The following is a 6,833-nucleotide window of genomic DNA, read 5'->3' as shown; positions in this document are numbered from 1 at the left end:
TCGGGGGCCTCGCCGAGCCGCAGGCCGGTGGGCGTGGAGTGGTCGACAAGCAGAGCGCGCATGGGAGGACGCCTTTCCTGGAGGACTCGACCTCTAATCTGCCACTGAGTGGCATACGCGCACAAGCGGCATTCGCTTCTCCGGTACGGTGGGGTCATGAGCACCGCGCAACCCGGGTCCCCCGCCTCGTCCCCGCCGCTCCCTCTGCCACTTCGCGAGCGCAAGAAGCGGCGCACCCGCCAGCTCCTGGTGGACACCTCCCTGGAGCTGTTCACCGAGCGCGGCTTCGGCAAGGTGACACTCGACGAGCTGTGCGACGCCGTGGAGGTCTCCAAGCGCACGTTCTTCCGCTACTTCACCAGCAAGGAAGACGTGGCGATGGCCCCGACGCAGGACCTGTGGCTGACGTTCCTGGACGTACTCGAAACGGCCGATCTCGAAACCGCCGACCTCGCGGCCGGCGAACGCGACCCCACCGACCGGCCGTTGCTGCGGCTGATCCAGGACGCCCTGCTCACGGCGCTGGACCGGACGACCACCGACGACTGGAGCCAGCGCGTCCTGCTCAGCTACAACCTGACCGAGCGGACGCCCTCGATGGACGCGCACGGCCTTCACTTCTGCGACCGCACCACCCGCACGGCGCTGGCCACCCTGCACCGCCGCCTCGACATCCCCGACCCCCTGGACCTCCGCCCCCGGCTGGCCCTGGACATGCTCGTCGCCGCGTTCCACTGCGCCCTGACGACATGGGCGGCCACGTCCGGCACCACCTCCGACACCACCTCCGGCGCCGCACGCGAACCCGAAGCCCTGTCCGCCCACACCCGCCGCGCCTTCACGGCCCTGGCTGCGGCCCCCACCTTTCCGGTGACACCCCGTCAGGACGCCTCTTCGGCGTTCTAACGTTCAGAGGGACGCCGCGCCGCGGCGCAGCGCGCGGGCGCACAGCCCGATGACGGTGGCGTTGACCAGCGCGCCGAGAACGACGGCGACGACGATCATCGCGGTGTTGTCCGGCAACGCGAACAGCACCAAGCTCGCCGGGGCGGTGGCGAGAATCGGGATGACGCCCGCCATGGACTCGTCCGTGCTGTCGGCGGCGCTCACCACGAACGCCCACACGAGCAGGACGGCGCAGACGGCGAGGTAGACGAGGGCGAAGAGGTCGCCGAGCGCGTGGCGCAGACGGTGCGAGACGGAAGCGGAAGCGGAAGCGGGCACGGCGATGCACTCCTTGATAGTGACGGGCTGTGTCGGTCGTGTCGTTGAGGCTTGTCGTTGAGGCTTGTTGTTGGGGCTTGTCGTTCAGGCGCCGGGCGGGTTCGGGCGGGCGAGGCCGAGGTCGTACGCGAGGATCGTGGCCTGCACCCGGTCGCGCAGTTCGAGTTTGCGAAGCACCGCGTTCACATGGGACTTCACGGTGCCGACGGTGATGCCGAGTTCCGCCGCGATCTCCGTGTTGTTGAGTCCGGCCGCGACCAGGGTGAGGACGAATCGCTCCCGGCCCGTCAGGCTGTCCAGCTCACGGAGACCGCTGCCGGCCCGGATCCCGGCGCCCGCTCCGGACGCGTAGTGGCCGATGAGGCGACGGGTCGCGGACGGCGCGAGGACGCTCTCGCCGCCGGCCACCACCCGGATGCCGTTCAGCAGTTCGGGGGCGTACACGTCCTTGAGCAGGAATCCGGAGGCGCCGGCGCGCAGCGCGTCGAAGACGTACGCGTCGAGGTCGAAGGTGGTCAGCACCAGGACACGGGGCGCGTTCGGTCGGCCGGTGATGATCCGGGTGGCGGCGATGCCGTCCAGTCCGGGCATCCGTACGTCCATGACGATCACGTCGGGCGCCAGTTCTTCGGCGAGACGTACGGCGGCTGCGCCGTCGGCGGCCTCGCCGACGACCGTCATGTCCTCCTCGGCGTCGATCACGGCGGCGAACCCCGCCCGTACGACGCCCTGATCGTCCACGACCAGCACATCGAGGCTCGTCGGCCGACTCATCGGTCCCTCTTCTCGTCGCATTGAGCGAGTGGCAGCCGGAGGTGGACCGGGCCCGGCGGGGCGGTGGTCAGGGTGCCGCCGAGCGCCGCGACACGGGCCGCCAGCCGCTCCCGTACGACGGGCAGGGCCGCGCGCGGCACCCCGCCGGCCGCGAGCGTCAACATGTCGTTCTCCACGTCGAGTTCGAGCGTGGCGGGCTCCTGGCCGCCGACCGAGAGCACCGTCTCGGCGACGTGGTAGGCGGCCAGGTCCACCGCGGTGGGCAGCCGCTCCGGTACGCGGTCGGTCAGCCGTATCTCCACGTCACGGCCGGTCGCCCGGCACTGGTGGGCGAGCAGGTCGAGGGCCTGGAGGGTGGGCTGTGGGCGCAGTTCGGGCTCGGTCTCGCCCGCTCGTACGGTGTCGAGCAGGGCGCGCATCGCCGCCAGGGCCTCGCGGGCGCGTTCGGCGGTGGCGTCGAGCCGGCCCGCCTCCGCCTCCGCGACCATGTCGGTGGTGCGCGACAGCACGGTGGTCTCCAGTCCGGCGGCGATCCTCCGGCGCTCGGCCCACGCGTCCCGTACGGCCTCGCCGGTCCAGACGGCGAGGCGTTCCTCCCGGGTGCCCCGGGCTGCCCGGTCGCGCCGCCCACGCAGGGTTCCGCCCCATCGGGCCGCGCCGATCGCCAGGGACACCCCGGCGACGGCGTACGCGATGACCGCCCAGACGGGGACGGTCGTGCCCCGGTCCAGGACGGCGGCGCTGACGGCGCTCGCGTGTACGGCCACGGACAGGGACACGGCGCCGATCACGTGGCTCCACCGACGGCCTTCCGGCTCGTTACGGGCCGCGTCCGCGGCGAGCGCCACGCAGGTGGCGAACATGCTCAGCGCGGGCGGCAGCAGGACCGGACCGGCGTACTCGCCCGCGGCCATCGCCACCGGCCAGAGCGGGGCCAGACCGAACAGGACACCGAGGGCGACCCGAGGCGCCCTCCGCAGCCACAGCAGCGCGACGGCCTGCGCCGCCGCCAACAGCGCGAACAGCAGGCCCGCGGACACCTGCGACCCGCTCGACGCGGTCTCCGACCGGATGACCAGCGTCGGGAGCAGCGGCTGAAGGCAGATGCCGACGGCCGCCGCCACCTGCGCCGACCGGTATCCGCGCGTTACGTCCCGCTCGACGGGGGCGGCGGTGCGGCCGGGCAGCACCGCGCGCACCTCCCATCCGCCGTCCGCCGTGGGCCCGCTGGTCAGCGTGCCGCCCGCCTCCCGCGCGCGGGAACGCAGGAAGCCCTGACCGCGTCCTGAGCCGAGGCCCGCACCGTGCGCTGCGGCACCGGCGGGCGGTACGGCGCTCGTGACGACGACGTCGGTACGGGTGTCGCCGTACCGGCAGACCACCGTCGTACGCGCGCCGGCGGCGTGCCGCGCCACGTTGGTCAGTGCCTCGCGCACGATGCCGTACGCCGCGTCCGCGACGGCGCCGTCCGGCAGGGGGTCGATCTCGCAGTCGACCCGCTGGTCCAGCCGCCGGAACCCGGCGACCAGATCCCGCAGCCGTTCCTCCGGCGACGGCAGGTCCTCCCGCGAGGGCGCCGGGGCCCGTACGGCGCCGAGCGCCCGGGTGACCTCACGGCCGGTCTCGGCCGCGAACTCCAGTGCCTCGTCGGCCAGTTCGGGCCGCCGCTCGCGCAGCCCGAGCGCCGCCCCCGCCGTGACCACCACGGCCGTCAGATGATGGGCGCTGACGTCGTGCAACTCCCGTTCCATCCGGCGCCGCTCGACGGCCGGCAGCCGGTGGCGCTCGGCCTCGGCCCGCTTCAGGAGCCGCTCGGCCACCAGCCGCGCGCGCCGGTTCCGCCGCACCAGCAGCCCGGCACCGCACGCGGCGGCGTACAGCAGAGCGGTGAGTACGAGATCGAGCCCGTCCCGGTCGCTGAGCCCGTGGAGGCTGAGGCCGTACAGGAGTTGCCAGGCGGCGAGCGCCACCGCGCAGAGCACGGCGGTGAAGGGGTCGCGCTCGGTCGCCACGGTGAACAGGGCGAGCGCGACTCCGGCGGTCCCCAGCACGGCCACCGCCCCGACGGGGGCGGGCCCGGCGCCCAGGCGCGCAGGTGACGACGACCACGGCGAGCACACCCACCGGCCGGACCCGGCGCAGGGCCGACGCGGCCCCGACCAACCCGGCGACCAGCCCCACCACCAGAAGATCGGCCGCCCGCGGCACCTCCCCACGCACGAGCCCCGCCCCGGGCCACACCAGGGCCTGGGCGCCTGTCAGCAGGACCGGAGCCAGCCGGTCGTCAGTTCGGTTCATAACGAGATCCAGGCTATGGCGCCGCCTGAGCGCCCCGACTCCCGCTGAAGGTGGATTCGGTTCTCTTACCCGGGTTGCAGAGACGGGAGGGTGGACGGCCCGAAGGCGTTCTCCGTCCCAGGTTCGACGCGGCGATCATCCCGCGGCGCGAAGACGGGGCGATACCCCGCCCCATGGCGGCGGGACCGGCAGGAGCGAACTCAGGTGCGCCAGCCGTAGCGGCGCTCGGGTCTGCCGGCGACTCCATACCGCAAGGACACCTCGGCGCGGCCGGTGTCGTGGAAGTGTTCGAGGTAACGGCGGGCGCTGACCCGGGAGATACCGGCGCGGGCCGCGCACTCGGCGGCGGACAGCGTTCCGTCGGTACCGCCCAGTGTGCGTTCGATCAGCTCCGCGGTCTCCACGCTCATGCCCTTCGGCAGCGCGACACTCGACGCCGGCCACCCGGCCCCGGTCAGTACGCGGTCCACGTCGGCCTGGCCTCTGACGACTGTGGTGAGCAGGCTGTTGCGCTGGGCGGCGTACCGCTCCAGGCGGGGACGCAGGTCGTCGAATTCGAACGGCTTCAGCAGGTAGTTGACCACCCCCTGGCGGACGGAGCGGCGGACCGCGTCGACCTCGCGCGAGGCGCTGATCACCATGACGTCACAGTCGTGCCCGGCGGTTCGCAGGCGTGGAATGACGTCCAGACCGAACATGTCCGGAAGATAGAGGTCGAGCAGGACCAGGTCGGGGAGCAGTTCGCCGACAGCCGTGATCGCCTGCTCGCCGGTGTTCGCCGTGCCGACGACCCGGAAGGGCTCGACGCGTTCGACGAAGGTCTGGTGGACGCCTGCCACCATGAAGTCGTCGTCGACGACCAGTACGTCGATCATCGGGAGGCTCCTTCCGGTGTCGCGCCGGCCAGGTTGCCGACGGACATCCTCGCGGTGAACATGGCGCCGTCGGGCGTGTTGGTCACGGCGATCTCGCCGCCGCGGCGCTCGCAGACGAGCCGGGTGAGCGCCAGCCCGATGCCACGCTCCCCCTCTTGGGCAGCCTTCGTGGTGAAGCCGTGTGAGAAGACTTCCTGGGCGAGCTCGGGCGCCACGCCGGGGCCGGAGTCGCGCACCACGATCTCCACGCTGGACGCGTCCTGCCGCAATTCGACCTCCACCCAGGCATCGCGACCGTCGTCGCCCGCCGCCGCGGCGTCGACGGCGTTGTCGACGAGGTTGCCGATCACCGTCGCCACGTCCACCGAGTCCTCCGGGGCCAGCCGGTCGAGCGCCGTATGCTCCGAGATGCGCAGCACGACCTTCCGTTCGGCCGCGAGCGAGGACTTCGCCATCAGCAGAGCGCCGACAGCCATGTCCCGGACCCGTCTGGTCAGGGTCAGGTCCAGCGACTGGCGGTGTCGGCTCAGCGCGCGGACATACCGCACCACCTCGTCGTGCTTACCGATCTGGATCAGCCCGGAAATCGTATGCAGCTGATTGGCGAACTCGTGGGCCTGCGCGCGCAGCAGCTCGGCAGAGCTGCGGAACGATCCGATCTCGCGTTCCAGATGCGCCAGTTCGGTGCGGTCCCGCAAGGTCGTGACCGAGCCGAGCCGGCGGCCGTCCTTGGTGACGGTCATCCGGTTCATCACCAGCACCCGGCCCCGGCGTATGACGACTTCGTCGCGCCGCTCGGCAGTGTCACTGGGAGATCCGGCGAGCACGTCGTGCAGTCGGCCCTCGATCCGGAGGTCGGCCAGACTCATCCCCACACAGTGCTCGGGTAGATCGAGCAACCGCCTGCCGACATCGTTCACCAGTGTGAGCCGCAACTGGGGGTCGAGGGCGATCACGCCCTCCGCGATCCCGTACAGCATCGCCTCGCGATGCTCGGCGAGCCCCGCGATCTCGCGCGGCTCCAAACCGAGGGTCTGGCGTTTGGTACGCCGGGCCAGCAGCCACGATCCGATCAGGCCGAGCCCGCTCGCGATGCCGAGGTAGGCGAGCAGATACGACGACGCGCCACTCAGCCGCTGCCAGATCGTCGGTGACGCCTCACCGATCATCACCATGCCGAGATGCCGGCCGAGGTCGGGTTGAGCCGGTTTGAGCACCGGCACCTGGGCCACCAGCTGGTGGGCACCGTCCACGACCAGGTCACCCGACCAGCCGCGGGCCTCCGCGACGCCGGGGCCGAGCGACAGCTGTGTACCGATCAACGTGGGATTCGTGGAGCTGACGATCCTGCCGCGGCTGTCGGCGACCGTCACGGAGGTGACCACGGACTGGGTCCGCGTGGCCTGGACGAGCGGGGCGAGCGTCTCGCCCGGCGCCGGCCGGCCGAGCTGGCTGGACACCAAGGGGTTGCCGGCCAGCTGCTCGGCCAGCGCGGTGACACGGCGACCTTCGACCCGGTCGAAGGTCGCTTCCGACTGGGCCAGCGAGACGGCGGCGACCGCCAGCAGCACCACGACGACGATGGCGAGCTGGAGTACCAACAGCTCGCCCGCGAGGGTATGCCGGCGAAATATGACGACCACAATTAACTCAATCTTCAAT

5 protein-coding genes and 1 pseudogene are annotated in these 6,833 nt (G+C 71.9%); 1 reads left to right on the top strand and 5 read right to left on the bottom strand.

Translation table 11 applies throughout. The features are described from left to right. The first annotated feature begins 156 nt into the window (after positions 1 to 156). Positions 157 to 906, top strand: coding sequence for a TetR/AcrR family transcriptional regulator (locus tag P3L51_RS20115; protein ID WP_354606647.1), 750 nt, complete (start codon positions 157 to 159; stop codon positions 904 to 906). Positions 907 to 909: 3 nt separating this feature from the next. Here the strand turns inward: P3L51_RS20115 and P3L51_RS20110 are convergent, their stop codons facing one another. The 5 genes and pseudogenes from P3L51_RS20110 to P3L51_RS20090 form a co-directional block, all read right to left on the bottom strand. Continuing rightward, entirely contained in the window at positions 910 to 1,224 is a 315-nt protein-coding gene (locus tag P3L51_RS20110; protein WP_354606646.1) for an SCO4225 family membrane protein, read from the bottom strand. A gap of 84 nt (positions 1,225 to 1,308) precedes the next feature. Further along, the gene (locus P3L51_RS20105) at positions 1,309 to 1,998 is read right to left on the bottom strand and encodes a response regulator (RefSeq protein WP_354606645.1); all 690 of its coding nucleotides are present in this window, start codon (positions 1,996 to 1,998) and stop codon (positions 1,309 to 1,311) included. Then, positions 1,995 to 4,296, bottom strand: a pseudogene (locus tag P3L51_RS20100) (sensor histidine kinase). Before P3L51_RS20100 ends, P3L51_RS20105 begins: the two are co-directional and overlap by 4 nt. Before the next feature lie 200 nt (positions 4,297 to 4,496). Then, on the bottom strand, positions 4,497 to 5,171 hold the full coding sequence (locus P3L51_RS20095) for a response regulator (protein ID WP_354606643.1): 675 nt from the start codon (positions 5,169 to 5,171) through the stop codon (positions 4,497 to 4,499). Continuing rightward, positions 5,168 to 6,814: a sensor histidine kinase gene (locus P3L51_RS20090; RefSeq protein WP_354606649.1), complete on the bottom strand. Its 1,647-nt coding sequence runs from the start codon at positions 6,812 to 6,814 to the stop codon at positions 5,168 to 5,170. Before P3L51_RS20090 ends, P3L51_RS20095 begins: the two co-directional genes overlap by 4 nt. Between the last annotated feature and the right edge of the window lie 19 nt (positions 6,815 to 6,833).

The sequence above is a fragment of the Streptomyces panacea genome, assembly GCF_040560175.1.
In the GTDB taxonomy this organism is placed as follows: domain Bacteria; phylum Actinomycetota; class Actinomycetes; order Streptomycetales; family Streptomycetaceae; genus Streptomyces; species Streptomyces panacea.
Note: the sequence above shows the minus strand (reverse complement) of the source record. Positions and strands in the feature narration are given on the sequence as shown.

Bases quoted from the DNA above. Each gene is read 5' to 3' on its own strand.
- P3L51_RS20115 (WP_354606647.1), top strand. From the start codon at position 157: ATGAGCACCGCGCAACCCGGGTCCCCCGCCTCGTCCCCGCCGCTCCCT.
- P3L51_RS20105 (WP_354606645.1), bottom strand. From the start codon at position 1,998: ATGAGTCGGCCGACGAGCCTCGATGTGCTGGTCGTGGACGATCAGGGC.
- P3L51_RS20095 (WP_354606643.1), bottom strand. From the start codon at position 5,171: ATGATCGACGTACTGGTCGTCGACGACGACTTCATGGTGGCAGGCGTC.